The organism is Gemmatimonadota bacterium (assembly GCA_026387915.1).
Taxonomy (GTDB): Bacteria; Gemmatimonadota; Gemmatimonadetes; order Gemmatimonadales; family Gemmatimonadaceae; genus Fen-1231.
The window spans coordinates 17,898-31,287 of sequence record JAPLKS010000013.1; the positions used below are offsets into that span (position 1 = coordinate 17,898).

General features: G+C 64.4%; 16 protein-coding genes. All 16 read right to left on the minus strand.

Features of this window, described 5'->3' with window-relative positions:
• Positions 1-82 precede the first annotated feature (82 nt).
• The 16 genes from ptsP to NTZ43_07120 are packed head-to-tail and all read right to left on the minus strand — an operon-like array spanning position 83 to position 13,372.
• Positions 83-1,825, minus strand: a complete 1,743-nt coding sequence (gene ptsP, locus NTZ43_07045) for a phosphoenolpyruvate--protein phosphotransferase (protein ID MCX5766960.1) — start codon at positions 1,823-1,825, stop codon at positions 83-85.
• Between the two features lie 9 nt (positions 1,826-1,834).
• Positions 1,835-2,101, minus strand: coding sequence for an HPr family phosphocarrier protein (locus NTZ43_07050; protein ID MCX5766961.1), 267 nt, complete (start codon positions 2,099-2,101; stop codon positions 1,835-1,837).
• Positions 2,101-2,859, minus strand: a complete 759-nt coding sequence (locus tag NTZ43_07055) for a PTS system mannose/fructose/sorbose family transporter subunit IID (protein MCX5766962.1) — start codon at positions 2,857-2,859, stop codon at positions 2,101-2,103. Before NTZ43_07055 ends, NTZ43_07050 begins: the two co-directional genes overlap by 1 nt.
• Positions 2,856-3,545, minus strand: coding sequence for a PTS sugar transporter subunit IIC (locus NTZ43_07060; protein MCX5766963.1), 690 nt, complete (start codon positions 3,543-3,545; stop codon positions 2,856-2,858). Before NTZ43_07060 ends, NTZ43_07055 begins: the two co-directional genes overlap by 4 nt.
• The gene (locus NTZ43_07065) at positions 3,542-4,033 is read right to left on the minus strand and encodes a PTS sugar transporter subunit IIB (protein MCX5766964.1); all 492 of its coding nucleotides are present in this window, start codon (positions 4,031-4,033) and stop codon (positions 3,542-3,544) included. Before NTZ43_07065 ends, NTZ43_07060 begins: the two co-directional genes overlap by 4 nt.
• The gene (locus NTZ43_07070) at positions 4,033-4,437 is read right to left on the minus strand and encodes a hypothetical protein (protein ID MCX5766965.1); all 405 of its coding nucleotides are present in this window, start codon (positions 4,435-4,437) and stop codon (positions 4,033-4,035) included. The genes NTZ43_07065 and NTZ43_07070 overlap by 1 nt, the downstream gene beginning before the upstream one ends.
• Entirely contained in the window at positions 4,424-5,401 is a 978-nt protein-coding gene (gene hprK / locus NTZ43_07075; GenBank protein ID MCX5766966.1) for an HPr(Ser) kinase/phosphatase, read from the minus strand. The genes NTZ43_07070 and hprK overlap by 14 nt, the downstream gene beginning before the upstream one ends.
• Before the next feature lie 28 nt (positions 5,402-5,429).
• Positions 5,430-6,554: a glycosyltransferase family 4 protein gene (locus NTZ43_07080; GenBank protein MCX5766967.1), complete on the minus strand. Its 1,125-nt coding sequence runs from the start codon at positions 6,552-6,554 to the stop codon at positions 5,430-5,432.
• Positions 6,551-6,967 (minus strand): transcription antitermination factor NusB, encoded by a 417-nt coding sequence (gene nusB / locus NTZ43_07085; protein MCX5766968.1) that lies wholly within the window; start codon positions 6,965-6,967, stop codon positions 6,551-6,553. The genes NTZ43_07080 and nusB overlap by 4 nt, the downstream gene beginning before the upstream one ends.
• Positions 6,954-7,454 carry a 6,7-dimethyl-8-ribityllumazine synthase gene (gene ribH / locus NTZ43_07090; GenBank protein MCX5766969.1) on the minus strand — a complete coding sequence of 167 codons (501 nt, stop codon included), beginning with the start codon at positions 7,452-7,454 and terminating at the stop codon, positions 6,954-6,956. The genes nusB and ribH overlap by 14 nt, the downstream gene beginning before the upstream one ends.
• Positions 7,454-8,656 carry a bifunctional 3,4-dihydroxy-2-butanone-4-phosphate synthase/GTP cyclohydrolase II gene (locus NTZ43_07095; protein MCX5766970.1) on the minus strand — a complete coding sequence of 401 codons (1,203 nt, stop codon included), beginning with the start codon at positions 8,654-8,656 and terminating at the stop codon, positions 7,454-7,456. The genes ribH and NTZ43_07095 overlap by 1 nt, the downstream gene beginning before the upstream one ends.
• Before the next feature lie 2 nt (positions 8,657-8,658).
• Positions 8,659-9,267 carry a riboflavin synthase gene (locus tag NTZ43_07100; GenBank protein MCX5766971.1) on the minus strand — a complete coding sequence of 203 codons (609 nt, stop codon included), beginning with the start codon at positions 9,265-9,267 and terminating at the stop codon, positions 8,659-8,661.
• A gap of 38 nt (positions 9,268-9,305) precedes the next feature.
• On the minus strand, positions 9,306-10,424 hold the full coding sequence (gene ribD, locus NTZ43_07105) for a bifunctional diaminohydroxyphosphoribosylaminopyrimidine deaminase/5-amino-6-(5-phosphoribosylamino)uracil reductase RibD (GenBank protein MCX5766972.1): 1,119 nt from the start codon (positions 10,422-10,424) through the stop codon (positions 9,306-9,308).
• A 4-nt stretch (positions 10,425-10,428) separates the two neighbouring features.
• On the minus strand, positions 10,429-11,418 hold the full coding sequence (locus NTZ43_07110; GenBank protein MCX5766973.1) for a hypothetical protein: 990 nt from the start codon (positions 11,416-11,418) through the stop codon (positions 10,429-10,431).
• Complete coding sequence (gene purM, locus NTZ43_07115; protein MCX5766974.1) at positions 11,415-12,458, minus strand: phosphoribosylformylglycinamidine cyclo-ligase; 1,044 nt, start codon at positions 12,456-12,458, stop codon at positions 11,415-11,417. The genes NTZ43_07110 and purM overlap by 4 nt, the downstream gene beginning before the upstream one ends.
• Entirely contained in the window at positions 12,455-13,372 is a 918-nt protein-coding gene (locus tag NTZ43_07120) for a PfkB family carbohydrate kinase (protein ID MCX5766975.1), read from the minus strand. Before NTZ43_07120 ends, purM begins: the two co-directional genes overlap by 4 nt.
• Between the last annotated feature and the right edge of the window lie 18 nt (positions 13,373-13,390).

A 13,390-nucleotide genomic window follows, 5' to 3' on the forward strand; every position in this document is an offset into this window, starting at 1 on the left:
GGAGCACGATCTCGTGCCGCGTGTCCTTCCTTAATGTAAACCCCTAGGCGGACGTGAAACCACGGGCACGCCCGATACGTCCCTACCCCCCCGCCCCCCGTTCGGCGTCGAGTCCGGCCCGTAGCACCTGCTCGGCCATCTCGGCGGTACCAGCCTCGAGGGCCTGCCGCGCCACCGCCCCAGCCCGCTCCGTATGCAACCCACGGACAATCCGCTTGACCATCGGAACAGAGATCGCGCTCACACTCAACTGCCGTATGCCGAGCCCAATCAGGGCGTAGGCCATCAGCGGTTCGGACGCCATTTCACCGCAGACGTTCACTTCGAGCCCGGCAGCGGCACCCACTTGCTGGGCGCGTGCAATAAGACGGAGCACGGCCGGGTGTAGCGGCGTGTAGCGCGAGGCGAGGCTCGCGTTGCCGCGGTCCACGGCCAGCGTGTACTGCACGAGGTCGTTGGTGCCAATACTGAAGAACGCGACATCCTTGGCGAGCGCGTCCGCAATCATGGCCGCCGCGGGCGTCTCAATCATGATGCCGAGCGGGACGTCGGCGCGATGCGGGACATCGCGCGCGGCAAGTTCACTCGCACACTCCGCCAGCAGAAACCGCGATTGGCGCACTTCGTCGGTACTGACGATAAGTGGGAGCATAATGCGCACGTCGCCGTGCACGGCGGCGCGCAACAAGGCTCGGAGCTGCGTCTTGAAGATCGCAGGCTGGTCGAGGCACATCCGAATGGCGCGCCAGCCGAGGAACGGATTCGGCTCGTGTGGGAATCCACCCACCGGGAGTTTGTCGCCGCCGATGTCGAAGGTGCGAATCACGATTGGCTTACTACCAAAGGCCTGAATGACTTTGCGATACGCCTCGTATTGCTCGTCTTCATCCGGCATCGTGGCGCGGCCGACAACCAGGAATTCGGTGCGCATGAGCCCTACGCCTTCGGCACCGCTCCGGGCGGCCGCCTCCGCTTCGTCGGGCAAATCGACATTGGCGCGAAGCGTAATGTGGACGCCGTCGAGCGTGATGGCCTCGGCGTTCGCGAGCTGCGCGAGCGCGACCTGCTCGCGCTGTTCACTCTTGGCGCGTGCGGCCGCCGCGGCCAGCTCGGCCGCATTGGGGCGCACCATCAAGGTGCCCGCGGCCCCATCGAGGATGACCTGATCGCCGCTCTCAATGCGCGTCGTGGCCTCGAGCAATCCGACGACCGCCGGGAGCCCAAGCGAGCGCGCCAGAATCGCGACGTGCGACGTCCGCGTGCCCGCATCGGTCGCAATGCCAATGATACGCCCACGGTCGAGCTGCACCGTGAGGCTCGGCGTGAGATCGTGCGTCACCAGGATCGCGTTCGCACCAGCTGGCAGATCCACCGGATCGTGGTCCCCGAGCCCGAGCAGGATCGTGAGCACGCGAATGTGCACGTCGGTAAGATCGCCCACGCGCTCGCGCATCATGGCGTGCACGGAGCGGGCGAAGTGTTCTCGCCACTCGATCATCACCACGTCAAAAGCTCTTTCGGCCGCAAAGCCCTGACGGATCACCGACTCGACTCGCGAGCGCAGTTCCACATCTTCGATGATGGAGATCTGCACATCGAAGATCGCAGATTCCGCCTGGCCCGCTTGACGTGCCGCACGCTCACGCACTTCCTGCAGGCGGCCAATCGCCTGCGCGAATGCGTCGTGGATGCGCGCCACTTCGGCTTCGGCCTCATGCGGGCCAATCGCACGCAACGGAACCTCCGGCACTTCCCAGCGCAGGAGATGCGCTGGGCCGACGACAATGCCAGGCGATGCGGGAATACCGCTCAGCGTCACGGGCATGCGGGGCTCCTAGGTTTCACCGAATTTGCCGGCAATCAGGGCCGCGAGGGCATCGAGTGCCGCCTCAGCGTCGGCGCCCTCGGCACGGATAATCAACTCCGATCCACACTCCGCCGCGAGCATCATCACGCCCATGATGCTCTTGGCGTTCACGTCGAGATCATCGCGCACGAGCGTAATGTGCGAGGTGAACTTGGCAGAACATTTCACAATTTCGGCCGCGGGCCGCGCATGAATGCCGTGGCTGTTAACGACCATCACTCGGCGTTCAAGCATTATCGCACCACGGAAAAGAGAATGAATGCAGCAAGCAGCCCCATCGCCACGCGCCACCCTTCTACACGTCCCTGCAACCGCGCGAGGACAAATGCCCCCAGCGCGGCCAATCCCATGACCACCGCCAGTTTTTCGCGCGCGGGCCCCACAATGCCGCGCACGGCCAGCGGAAGCGCGATGCCCGCGATCAACGCGGCAGCTCGCGCGACGTGCGCAGGTCCACTACGCAACGCCGGATGCGCGAGCGCCGATGCAACCCGCAGTCCGTCACGGTAGCCCACACGGAGCCCCCACACCCGCAACGTGAGATGCCCTGCGTTGTAGGCGCCGAGAAACAGCAAGACGGCGACCACGGGGGAGGCCCCAAGTCCGAATGCGAGCATCGCGGCGACGGAACAGGCCGGAAGCCAGCCCGCCCAGATCAGTCGGTCACCCACGCTCCCGAGCGGACCGCAGCACGCCGTGCGAAACCGTTCGATGCGTTCGGGCGGTTCTCCGCTGAGTTCGGCGCTCGCCAGCGCGCCCACCGCCACACCGGCGAGATACGGGTGCGCGTTGAAGTATCCGCCCTGCCGTGCAAGCGCCGCGCGGTAGGCATCGCCGTTCTTCCCTCCGGGCAGCAGCCGCAGTGCTGGCTCTACGGCAAAGGCGATGCCATTCCCCATCATCATTTCGTAGTTCCACGAGCCCTGCACCGCGAGCAATCGCAGCAGCATCGACAAGCGCGTGAGGACTGGCAAGGTCGGGGGCTGCGTCATGGGCGCGCCACCAGAAGAAGCGCGCCGACGACGAGCCCGCCCAGTAGGTACCAGCGAGCGCCCGACGTTGTGTGCACCACCTTCCAGACCGCACCCGCTCCCACTGCACCGGCCAGCGCCACAACAAACGCACGCGACTGACCGTTGGTGAAGGTCCAGGTGTTCAACAGATTTCGCGAAAGCGGAACAAAGACGGCCAGAGCCACAAAGGTCATCAGCGCACCACGAACGAGGTCGAGCGTGAGTCCGCCGATCTGCAAGCGCGTCACCGCACTCGACGATCCGCGCGCCAGCAGTTCACGCATCCCGCCGCCCCAGCGTGCGAGCACTTTCCGATGCTGAATCATGGACCATCCGCTCACCGATGCGGTGACGAGGGCCGCGAACACCGCCACCGTGAGCGCTCCAGCCGATGTCTCTCGCTGTCCAGCGAAGATCGCGCCGCCGACTACCGCCGCCGAGCCCCACTCGGGATAGCGACTGGCGCCGAAGGGTAGCGTTTCGAGCGCGAACAGTTCGAGGGTGACGCCGGCTATCAAACCGCGGAGCGGCTCCCCCATGAGCGAACCGGCCAACGTCGCCGCCACGATCGGTCGCGAGATCATCGCTTGGGGAAAACTCACGACGTCGAGGCCGAGGATGGCGCCGAGGATCGTCATCGGCAACAAGCTGAGCAACTGCATCATGCGCCGCTCCCCGAGAGCACGGCATTCAGCGGCACCGGCGCGGCGGCAGGCACGTCCTGCGCACTCACGACCACCCCGGCGTCAGAGAGCGTCCGCAGCGCCGACTCTTCTGCCGGCGCGAGAAATACGTAGCGCAGGCGTGGCGCACGGCCGGCCCGATGATGAATGCCGCCGAGATTCACGTGGTGAATGGCGTTGGCGGTCGCCTCAACGAGTCGGCGCATCGTCTCGATGTCGCCGGTGAGGACGATGCCCTTGTCCGGCCGGGACTCGTACGTTGCCATTTTGGCCGCCGCGCTCGCCACGGACTCAAAGGTGACTTCCATCTCGGGCGGGACACCGGCACGGTACAGGTCTTGTTCCCAATCGCTCTCCGCCACCGCGTCATCAACCAATACGATGAACGACAAACTGAGGGGTTGGCCCCAGCCCACGATGACCTGCCCATGAATCAAGCGGTCGTCAATGCGATAGAGCGCGACCGCCATCAGCGAGCCTCGGGTGCAGCGTGCACGATGATCGCATCACGTCCCTTCGCCGCGGAGGCCACCGCATCATCCGGCGCCACACCGCCCTTGAGCGCAAAGTCGAGGAGCATTGGGAGATTCGCGCCCGTCACCACTGACACGCCCGCGAGTCCGCGGGTCGCCTTGCGCGCAGCGATGGTGCAGCTACCGGCCGGCAGATCGGTGAAAACGATAGTGGCGCGGTGATCGCTGATCGCACTGGCAATCGCGGCCTCGAGCGACGCCGCATCGAGCGACGCGTTGCTCACCGCGCAAAATACCGCCCCGAGCCCCGCGATCTGTTGCACGGCAGACACGAAGCCCTGGGCCACGTCGCCGTGGCCTGCAATCACTGCGCGGGGGGCGTCGATGTTACTCGTCATCATCCTGCAGATAGATATCCGTCGCACTCGCCGCACGGGACATCTTGGCCTTGAGGCGCTCGTTGAAGTCTTCGGCCGCGTGATGGCCGCTGTACCGCAACAGATGGTTCATGGCGATCACTTCCGCGATCACCGTGATGTTCTTGCCGGGATTGAGCGGTACCGTGATGTACGGCAGATTGACGCCTAGCACTTCCTTGGTCTGGCCGTCGAGGCCGGTGCGATCCACGTCGTGCACGGCATCCCAGTGTTCGAGGTGCACCAGCACTTCAATGCGCTTTTGCTGACGCACCGCGTGAATGCCGAACACCTTGGGAATGTCGATGAGCCCGATGCCCCGGATTTCCATATAGTGACGCGAGAGTTCGTGTCCACGCCCAATCAGCACGTCGGCGCCGCGGCGCGACACGATCACGAGATCGTCAGCCACAAGGCGGTGTCCACGCTCGACCAAATCGAGGACGCACTCTGATTTTCCGATGCCGCTGGCTCCAGTAAAGAGCAGGCCAACGCCAAATACGTCGGCGAGCGATCCATGTAGATTCGTTACCGGCGCAAAGGCAAGCTCGAGGAACGGAGAAATGCGCTTGTAAAACTCGAGCGTCTTGAGCTGTGAACGCAGAATCGCGACACCCGCCGCGGTCGCCTCCGCCTCGAACCCAGGGGGCAGCGTCAGCCCCTTGGTGACCATCACGCAGGGGATCGGATACGAAAAGAAGGCGCGTAGCATGCGCGTGCGGTCGGCATCGCTCAGCTGGGCGACGTACGACACTTCGGTTTCGCCGAGCACCTGAATGCGCTGATGCACGAAGCGTCCCACGTACCCAGCGAGCACCAGTCCCGGGCCGGAGGCGTCGGGCATTGTAATCTCGCGTTCGAGCCCAGCGGGGCTCCCGAGCAAGTCGAGCTGCAAGACGTCTTTGAGCCGCTCGAAGAGGACGGCGACGGTAAGCGTTTTCGCGGCCATTAGCTTTGCTCGCGGCGGTTACAGGGGATCACGACTTCCATTGCGTTGCTCCTCCGCGAATCGATCGCTCCAGATGCGCAATCGTCTGTTCAGCGGCGCGCTCCCACGTGAACGTCTCGGCAAAGGCACGGGCCTTTGCTCCCATCTCTGCCACCAGTGCCGGTGCTACTGCCAACCGGCGAAACGCAGCCGCCATCGCGCGCACGTCACCGTGGGGCACGAGGAAGCCCGTTTCGCCATCGCGCACCGACTCGCGAATGCCCGGCGAGTTGGAGGCCACCACGGGTGTTCCGCACGCCGCCGCTTCCACGTTCGTGAGTCCCCACCCTTCCTTTGGCGACGCCAACGAGACGGCCCATGACCGACGCAGGAGCGCGACTTTTTCTTCGTCACTGATAAAGCCAAGAAACCGCACGCGGTCTCCGAGGTCAAGCGAGGCCGCCAGCGCTTCCAGTGAGCGTTTGAAGTCTCCTTGTCCAGCAATCTCCAACGTCGCCGACGGATGCGCGAGTTCGGCAAAGGCGCGGATCACGAGATCCACTCCTTTGTACTTCTTGAGTCGTCCGATGTACGAAAAGGTCGGCACCGGCGCGCGCACGGCCGGATCGGGCGTGTAATGATCGAACGACACGCCCGGATAAATCACCTGGACATGCGATCGTGGCAGACCACGAGCGGCCAAGTCGTCGGCGGTGCTTTCGCTAATGGCCTGGAACGGCACGTCGTAATACACCAGCGGAATGGGGCGTTCGCTCAGCCACACCGCGGCGGCGAGCGGAAAGACGAGTTCCTGAAACACGGTGCCGCCAAACAGATGCGGCACGCAGGCGACCGTCTTGCACGACGCGCCCCAGAGCGGCGTATAGAGGGGCGCCTTGTTGATGTCCTCGACAATCACATCGAACGGCCGGTGGCGCAGCTGCTCGTTCCAGAAACGCCACACCTTGAGCGCGAACGTTTGGCGCGTTCCCACACGGAGCGTCTCGATGCCTCCGAGGTTGGCCACCGGCGGGCATCCGGGCCAACCGCCGCACAGCAACGTCACCTCGTGACCGGCGGCGGCCAATCGTTCAAAGATCTCGTGCAGATGGATCTCGGCGCCTCCGGCGAGCGGATTCTCTCGGCACTGCCAGTTGACGACGAGGATCTTCAAGCGAGCCGGCCCATCTTGCGCGCAAGCGCGTCGAGCACGCCGTTCACAAAGCGCGCACTTTGCGTCGAGCCAAAGCGCTCGGCGAGCCGGACCATCTCCTGAATGACCACGCGCGGCGGGGTGATGCCCACGCGAAGCTCCGCGGCGCCGAGGCGGAGGGCACACCGTTCGATGGCGCCCAGCCGTTCGATGCGCCAGTTCGTGGTCACTTCGGCGAGTTCGTCGTCGAGTGCCGTGCCCTCAGCGACAATGACCCGGAGCAACTGATTGGCAAACTCCCGCTCCTCGGGAAGCACGCCGAGATCATCCCACATGCGCAAGGCGATGGTGGGCAGATCAGATTTGTCTCGCATGTCCCACGCATAGACAGCCTGCAGGGCGCGAATGCGCCCGCGTGATTCAACTCTCGCCATCACCTTCCTCGTGACCTGCGGCGGCATCGAGACGGCTGAACAGGTCAGCCATTTCGAGTGCGGCGAGTGCCGCGTCCCATCCCTTGTTGCCGTGCGCGCCACCAGCGCGCGCCTCGGCTTGTTCCATCGTATCGGTCGTGAGCAAACCAAAGCCAATCGGTCGGTCGTACGCGCGCTGCAGCTCGGCGAGCCCGCGCGACGCTTCCCCTGCGACAAAATCAAAGTGCGGCGTGTCGCCACGAATCACGGCGCCCACGGCAATGATCGCATCGTAACGGTCAGAGGCGAGTAATCGACCCGCCGCCGCCGGAAGTTCCCACGCGCCAGGCACCCACACGACATCGACATCGTCAAACGGCACGCCGTGCCGCACGAGGCAATCCACCGCGCCTTCGACGAGTTTGGTGGTGATCGTCTCGTTGAAACGACTGCCGATCACTGCCATGCGTCGGTGCGCGCCGTCCGGAGTCCCTAGAAATTCCGCCATCAGAGCGCTCGGAGGTGGCCGAGCTTCCGGCGTTTGGTTTCTAGATATTCGGCATTCTCCACAGACTCAGGCGCGTTGAGTGGCACGCGCTCATCGACCTTCAGCCCGTAGCCTTCGAGCCCAATGAGTTTTTTGGGATTGTTGGTGATGGGACGGATGGACTTGAGGCCGAGGTCGAGCAGCACCTGCGCCCCAATGCCATAGTTGCGCAAATCCGGCGCAAAGCCGAGTCGCTCGTTGGCTTCCACCGTGTCGGCGCCTTTGTCCTGCAGCTCGTAGGCCTTGAGCTTGTTGATGAGGCCGATGCCGCGCCCTTCTTGATCGAGATACACGATCACCCCGCGCCCCTCGCCCGCGATCATCGACATCGCGTGGTGCAACTGCCAGCCACAGTCACAGCGCTGCGAATGGAACACGTCGCCCGTGAGACACTTGGAGTGCATGCGCACCAGCACCCCCTCGGCCCCTGTGACTTCACCAAACACGAGCGCCACGTGCTCGCGGTCATCCACGTCGTTGCGATAGCCGATGATGCGGAATTCGCCGAACTCCGTGGGGAGTCGCGCTTCCGCTTCGCGGTGCACGAGGCGCTCGTTCCGCAGGCGATACGCCACCAACTGGGCCACGGTGACGAAGGTGATGTTGTGCTTCTGCGCGAACACATCGAGCTGCGGCCGCTTGGCGGTGGTGCCATCGTCGTTGAGGATTTCGCAGATCACGCCGGCCGACTGCAGCCCCGCGAGACGCATGAAATCCACGGCCGCTTCGGTGTGCCCGACGCGCTGCAGCACGCCGCCCTCACGTGCGCGCAGCGGGTGTACGTGCCCCGGACGACGCAGATCGCTCGGCACCGCTTCCGGACTCGACGCCGCGCGTATGGTCGCCGCTTGATCGGACGCGCTGATGCCCGTGGTGACCCCGAATTTCGGCGATGCATCCACCGTGACCGTGTACGCCGTGCGCAATGCATCGGTGTTCTCCGCGCCCATCATCGGCAGGTCGAGCTGGCGCACTTTCTCCTGACTCAGTGCAAGGCAGATCATCCCCTTGGCTTGCATGAGAAAGTTGACCTTCTCGGGCGTAATGAATTCCGCCGCGACGATAAGATCGCCTTCGTTTTCGCGGTCCTCGTCATCAGCGACGACGAGGAATTTTCCGGCGCGCAGATCGTCGAGCGCCTGTTCGATCGTTCCCAATGGCATGGCTATCGCTCCGCGGCGGCCGCCAGATGCGGCGCCGTCAGTCGTTGGACGAATTTTCCGATCACGTCGGCTTCGACGTGCACCGAATCACCAAGCGCGAGTGCGCCCAGTGTGGTGTGGCGCAGTGTGTACTCGATAATCGAGAGCTGCACCACCCGCTCCTGCGGAATCGCATTCACGGTGAGACTCACGCCATCCACGGTAATGGAGCCGTGCGGCACGGTCAGCGGCATCAGTTCTGCCGGCACTTCAATGTCAATCAGCGTGGCGTCGCCGCGCTGCGTCACCACGCGAACGGTCGCCACTCCATCCACGTGTCCCTGCACGAGATGTCCGCCGAGCCGATCGCCAACGGCGAGCGCACGCTCGAGATTCACGCGCTTCCCCTCGGTCCACGCCGCGATCGTGGTGCGGTCGAGCGTCGTGACCACGGCCGCAACCGTGAACCACCCCGCCCCGCACTCGCGTACCGTGAGGCACGCACCATTCACGGCAATCGACTCACCGTCGCGTACAGCCTCGTACGCGCACTGAATGCGGAACTCCCGCCCCGCATCCGTGGTGCGGACGCGGTCGATGGTGCCAGTGTCGGTGATGAGGCCGGTGAACATTCAAAAAGCGGGTGAGCGGAAAACAGGACGGTTAGCGGTTACGTCTGTGCTGCCACGCCGGGCAGTTCGTTGAGCGCGTACACCGCCATGAGGTCGTCGCCGAACTCGCGGCGTTCGACCACACGGAATCGATCGACCGATGGTGCTTCGACGAAGGCCGCCAAGGCCCCCGGACCGAGCAAAACCGGCGCCTGAAAGATAATCAGGCGATCGACCACGCCGGCGGCCAATAATGATTGGGCAAGTTGGGCCCCACCCTCCACGAACATCGACCGAACCCCTCGGCGCACCAGGGCCTGAAGCGCCCCCTCCAGCCCCGAAGAGGTCAGTATTTCAACCCCTCGGCGCTCCAACGCCGTCACTTGGCCAGCGTCCGGCAGCTCGGCCATCACCAGCGTCGGGTTCCGGCGGGCAGTGCGCGCGAGATGTGACTCGGCCGGCAGCCTCGCGGTGCGATCGAATATCACCCGGAGAGGCGCCACTCTGGGCCGGCGGCCGTGGCGCACATTCAGCTTGGGATCGTCAGCGAGGGCGGTCCCCACCCCCACCGCCACGGCGTCGTGCACGGCCCGAAGACGATGCACGTAGTGCCGAGCGGCCTCTCCCGTGAGCCAGCGCGGTTCGCGTGAAGCGCTGGCAATGGCTCCGTCAACGGAGACGGCGAGCTTGAGGGTGATCCAAGGGCGCGGCGGGTTGGCCGCGGCAAAGAAGAAGGGGGCATTCAGTTCGAGGGCCTCTTCGGCCTCAAGCCCAAACTCAACGCCGATGCCCGCGGCGCGCAGTCGCTCAGCGCCTCCCCGTGCCAGGGGATTGGGATCGGCAACGGCCACCACCACACGCGAGACACCGGCGGCAATCAGCGCATCAGCGCAGGGGGGTGTTTTCCCCTCATGCGCGCAAGGCTCAAGCGTGACGTACGCCGTGGCACCGCGCGCGTGCTCACCTGCCGCGCCAAGCGCCATGGCTTCGGCGTGCGGCGCGCCGAACTTGGCGTGGAATCCTTCCCCTACCACCACACCATCGTTCACGAGCACGGCGCCGACCATAGGGTTCGGCGCCGTTTGCCCCCACCCGCGGCGCGCCAGTGCGAGCGCGCGCCGCATCCAAGCGCGCTCGCTGCGCTGCTCGCGCTCCGGCGTGGCCGCGGAGGGGCTCACCGGCTCAGAAGCCGACCCGGACACCCGCCGAGAAATACGGACGTGCCTTGGCAGGATCCGATCCGAAGTTGTTCGTCAACGTCGTGAGGCTTCCACCCGTGCTCTGACCGGCTTCGGCCACAAGCTGCGCGACCAGCAGGTTGAGGCTGAGACCGACGAACATGTTCGTGCGATTCATCGACACGACGGACGACCCCGTCGAGGTTTTGCTGCCAATCGGCGCCGGCGCCACGACGGTGGTCGCGATATTGGCGCTGGCGTCGTACTTATCCTGGCCGATGCCGGCGTTGACGTTGAAGATCAGGAGATTTTTCGACGCCGTGAGGCGCCAGCCGGACGTCTTGATGGAATAGTCATTGATCGCAATGGTTCCACCGGGCTTGCTCCCCGAGGCCTGCACATTGCCCGTGATGCTGATGGTCGGCAGTTCGCGCGTGAGATAGCTAACGGCGACGCCGGGAGTGAGGAGCGACTCCTCCAACAGCCCCACCCGAAGCCCGTAGCCAAGCTTGATGCCGCCGCCGGAGAGTTTCGCGCTTACGTCTCCGCCGTTGAAGCTCTGCAAATAGGTGGCGCTCACGAGCGCATCCACCGCGCCAACGTGCGTCACGCCGAGCGAGATGCCTTCCCACACGCCAATGGAAGCGTCGGCCACGAGGCCGGGGATCATTTGGTTTTCAGCTTTGAATGTCGAACCGGTGGCGCCGGCCACATTGAAACCCACGCCATCGAGCTTGGGAAGGCTGCCGCTGATGACCGTGGCCCGCACATCGATGGCAAAGTGCGGGAAGCCACCCGTGGCGCCGCCCTGTCCGAGCGTGTGATTGCCGCCGGCGAGCGCGCCGGCGAGTTGCGGCGAGAGAAACGTCACAAGATCAGCCGTCTTGCGGCAGGCGTCGATCGCCTCCGTTGACCCACTGCAGTTCTGTGCCCGCGCCAACGGCGCGGCGAGCAAAACCATGGCGCCTAATGCCAACACACGATGCTTGATCATGCTATTCCTCCGCTGAGAATGACCTTCCCCGTGCCCTTGGCCACATGTCCAAGGCGCCACGCCTGCACCTGCTGAGCCGCCGCGCCAGCGATCACCGCATCAGCGCCAGCGGCATCCGTAATCACCACGAGCCCAACGCCCATATTGAAGGCGCGGAACATTTCGTCGCGCGCCACGCCACCGGCCTCCTGCAAGGTGCGGAACAACGACGGCACCTCCCACGAACCGAGATCCACCACCGCGTCCATCGTAGGCGGTAGCGCGCGATCAAGATTCTCAAGCAGTCCGCCACCCGTGATGTGCGCCATCGCGTGCACGCCACCCAGCAACGGCTTCATCACATTGAGATAGGAACGGTGGACCGCGAGAAGCACGTCGGCCACCGACTGATTCGTTCCGGGCCACGCGTCGTGCGGTGCAAGCCCCATGCGCTCCGCCACAATCCGCCGGGCGAGCGAATAGCCATTCGTGTGCAATCCCGAACTGGCAAGACCGACCAGCACGTCACCCTCGCGAACATTCGCCGACGTGAGCACACGATCTTCTTCTACCCAGCCGACAACAAACCCGGCCAAATCGTAATCCGGAGGCGTGTAGAGTCCGGGCATCTCGGCCGTCTCTCCACCCATCAGCGAGCAGCCATTCTCACGGCACCCGGCAGCCACGCCGGCCACAATCGCTTCAACAGTACTTGGCACAAGCTTGCCGAATGCCACGTAATCAAGAAAAAACAGCGGCACCGCGCCCTGCACCAAAATGTCGTTCACACAGTGGTTCACAAGGTCGTGCCCCACGGTGTCGTGACGATCCGCGTCGATGGCCACTTTGATCTTGGTGCCCACGCCGTCGGCGCTCGAGACGAGCAATGCGTTTTTCGCCTCGGGTGGCATGCGGAACAGTCCGCCAAAACCGCCGAACGCACCGCGCGCGCCAGCCGTAAAGGTGCTCTCAACATGGCGCTTGATGCGCGCCTTGCTGTCGTTGGCCGCGTCGATGTCGACGCCGGCGCTCCGATAATCGAGTGGCGTCTTGGCGTTCACGAGTCGAGCGATTTGTCGAAGGCCACGAGTTCATGAAACTCGGCGACGCGCCGCGCAATGTCCGCGCGATTGATTTCGAGGAGCCGCGTAATGGAGAACCCTTCCACCACAAACGAACCCATCGCCGAACCGTGAATCACGGCGCGACGAAGACTCGCGTCGGACAGATCACCGGTGCGCGCGAGGTATCCAATAAAGCCACCCGCAAACGAATCGCCCGCACCCGTGGGATCGAACACCGACTCCAACGGATACGCCGGCGCAAAGAACACGCTGCTGGAGGTGAACATAAAGGCGCCGTGCTCGCCCTTCTTGATCACCACCGTCTTGGGGCCGCGTTCGAGAATCCACCGCGCGGCCTGCACGAGATTCGCGCGCTCCGTGAGTTGCCGCGCCTCACCGTCGTTGAGCGTGATGAGATCCACGTGTTTGAGCAACTCAATCAGATCGTCGCGGCGCGATTCAATCCAGAAGTTCATCGTGTCGCACGCCACGAGGCGCGGCTTGTCCACCTGCTTCAAGACTTCGAGCTGCAGCCGCGGATCGATATTGCCGAGGAACACAAACTCAGCGCTCTTGAAGGCGGCCGGAATCTTCGGCCGGAAGTGCGAGAACACGCCCAGGCGCGTCTCAAGCGTTTCGGCAGAGTTGAGATCGTGGCGGTAGCGACCACGCCACCGAAAGCTCTCCCCCTCCGCGTGCTCAAGCCCCGACAAATCCACGCCGCGCTCGGCGAGCGCCTGCAGTTTGTCTACCGGGTAGTCGGCACCGACGACGCCGACGAGCTGCACCTTCGTCTGGTGGCTAGCGCTGGCGGAAAAGTAGGTGGCGCTCCCACCGAGCACCTCGTCGGCTTTGCCGAACGGGGTTTCGACGGAGTCCAGGGCGACGGAACCAACGACGAGAACGGACATGTTTGGGCAGGGCGAGTG

Bases quoted from the DNA above. Each gene is read 5' to 3' on its own strand.
- ptsP (MCX5766960.1), bottom strand. From the start codon at position 1,825: ATGCCCGTGACGCTGAGCGGTATTCCCGCATCGCCTGGCATTGTCGTC.
- NTZ43_07050 (MCX5766961.1), bottom strand. From the start codon at position 2,101: ATGCTTGAACGCCGAGTGATGGTCGTTAACAGCCACGGCATTCATGCG.
- NTZ43_07055 (MCX5766962.1), bottom strand. From the start codon at position 2,859: ATGACGCAGCCCCCGACCTTGCCAGTCCTCACGCGCTTGTCGATGCTG.
- NTZ43_07060 (MCX5766963.1), bottom strand. From the start codon at position 3,545: ATGATGCAGTTGCTCAGCTTGTTGCCGATGACGATCCTCGGCGCCATC.
- NTZ43_07065 (MCX5766964.1), bottom strand. From the start codon at position 4,033: ATGGCGGTCGCGCTCTATCGCATTGACGACCGCTTGATTCATGGGCAG.
- NTZ43_07070 (MCX5766965.1), bottom strand. From the start codon at position 4,437: ATGATGACGAGTAACATCGACGCCCCCCGCGCAGTGATTGCAGGCCAC.
- hprK (MCX5766966.1), bottom strand. From the start codon at position 5,401: ATGGCCGCGAAAACGCTTACCGTCGCCGTCCTCTTCGAGCGGCTCAAA.
- nusB (MCX5766968.1), bottom strand. From the start codon at position 6,967: ATGGCGAGAGTTGAATCACGCGGGCGCATTCGCGCCCTGCAGGCTGTC.
- ribH (MCX5766969.1), bottom strand. From the start codon at position 7,454: ATGGCGGAATTTCTAGGGACTCCGGACGGCGCGCACCGACGCATGGCA.
- NTZ43_07095 (MCX5766970.1), bottom strand. From the start codon at position 8,656: ATGCCATTGGGAACGATCGAACAGGCGCTCGACGATCTGCGCGCCGGA.
- NTZ43_07100 (MCX5766971.1), bottom strand. From the start codon at position 9,267: ATGTTCACCGGCCTCATCACCGACACTGGCACCATCGACCGCGTCCGC.
- NTZ43_07110 (MCX5766973.1), bottom strand. From the start codon at position 11,418: ATGATCAAGCATCGTGTGTTGGCATTAGGCGCCATGGTTTTGCTCGCC.
- NTZ43_07120 (MCX5766975.1), bottom strand. From the start codon at position 13,372: ATGTCCGTTCTCGTCGTTGGTTCCGTCGCCCTGGACTCCGTCGAAACC.